Here is a 1,554-nt window from a genome sequence, read left to right as displayed (position 1 = left end):
GGCTTCTTTCGCACACGGACCAGTCAACAGAACGTGCTCTGTGGCACGAAATCCAGGTCGGTCTCTTGCGCCCCATATCTTGTTTCACGCTCTGCTAGGGTAGCAGCGTTTCCATCGAGTCAACAGACCCAAACGGTCGTTTGCGAATCGGTGGAGAACACCACCGAAGCCCCAGTCGCGAGGCCGCAGTACGCTCGTTGCGCTCCTCGCTCGCTCCGCTCGCTGCGGTGCTTACGTCGCCTACTGCGGCCTCGCGACTGCCCCTTCGAGTCCTACCCAACCGCGACCGCACCGCACCTCACGGCTCCCCAGCCTCGTCACCGGACTACGTCCGGTTGTAAGCGAAAGCGGTGCTCTCGCCTTGTCGGTGGTCCGAAGCGAAGCGGAGGACCACCGACTCCCTCGCGCGTGCTCCTCGCAGCCGCCTTCAGCGGCCGCTCGCAGGCACGCACCACCGCGGCTACCTATTGAAATGCCTCCCGAAACCTCTCACCCCGGTCACTCGTCTTATGGCCCCTCTCGCCACAACCTATTCCCTCCCGCCATTCGAATCACGTCTCGATGAAGATCGGTCTCATCTCGGACGTTCACGCGAACCTCCCCGCGCTGGAGACGGTCCTCGACGACATGCCGACGGTCGACCGCATCTACTGCGCGGGCGACGTGGTCGGCTACAACCCGTGGCCCGCCGACTGCGTCGAGCGCGTGCGCGATGTCGCGGCCGCGACAGTGCGCGGGAACCACGACCGCACCGTCGAGACCCCCGAGCGCTACCGCGCCAACCGGATGGCGGAGGCGGGGCTCGAACGCGCGAAGGCGTCGCTGTCGGCCGACCAGCGCGACTGGATCGGTGCTCTCCCGCGCACGGAGACGTTCGGGGGCGACCGGTACCTGCTCGCCCACTCCCACCCCGCCGCCGAGCGCGAGGACGCCTACGTCTACCCGGACGACTTCCCGACCCTCGACCGGCACATGGGGGAGTACGACGGGATCGTCCTCGGCCACACCCACGTTCAGGGGGTCCGCGAGGTGGCCGGCGGCTTCGTCTGTAACCCGGGCAGCGTCGGCCAGCCCCGCGACGGCGACCCGCGGGCGGGCTACGCGGTCCTCGACACGACGGCCGACGGGGCCGACGCGGTCGAGACGCATCGCGTGGAGTACGACATCGACCGCGTCGCCGAGGCGGTCCGCGAGGCCGACCTGCCGGACCTGACCGCCGAGCGCCTCTACGAGGGGGAGTGAGTCAGGCGCCGTCGGCGGGATCGCCGGCGGCCTCCCCGCCCACGCCGCGATCGTCGCTCCCGACCTTCACGTCCAACCGCTCGTAGAGGAACGCCCACGAGTCGGTCTGCTCGTCGACGACCATCGAGGCGGGCTTGCCGACGCCGTGGCCCGTCTCTGACTTGGTCCGCAGGAGGAAGGGGCCGCCCTCGGCCTCGTGCTGGAGCCGCGCGGTCATCTTCCGGGCGTGCGAGGGGTGGACGCGCGTGTCGCTCGCGGCCGTGGTGAAGTAGACGGGCGGGTGGGTCGCGTCGGGATCGACGCTGTGGTACG

General features: G+C 69.3%; 2 protein-coding genes. One reads left to right on the top strand and one right to left on the bottom strand.

Translation table 11 applies throughout. The annotated features are described in order from the left end of the window. Positions 1–561 precede the first annotated feature (561 nt). Positions 562–1,242 carry a metallophosphoesterase gene (locus EXE41_RS18460; protein ID WP_086217027.1) on the top strand — a complete coding sequence of 227 codons (681 nt, stop codon included), beginning with the start codon at positions 562–564 and terminating at the stop codon, positions 1,240–1,242. A 1-nt stretch (position 1,243) separates the two neighbouring features. On the opposite strand, the gene EXE41_RS18455 is transcribed toward EXE41_RS18460, so the two are convergent. Then, on the bottom strand, positions 1,244–1,554 hold a 311-nt coding region (locus EXE41_RS18455; RefSeq protein ID WP_137691775.1), incomplete at its 5' end, for a prolyl oligopeptidase family serine peptidase.

It is taken from the genome of Halorubrum sp. SD690R, assembly GCF_005435035.1.
Taxonomy (GTDB): domain Archaea; phylum Halobacteriota; class Halobacteria; order Halobacteriales; family Haloferacaceae; genus Halorubrum; species Halorubrum ezzemoulense.
Note: the sequence above shows the minus strand (reverse complement) of the source record. Positions and strands in the feature narration are given on the sequence as shown.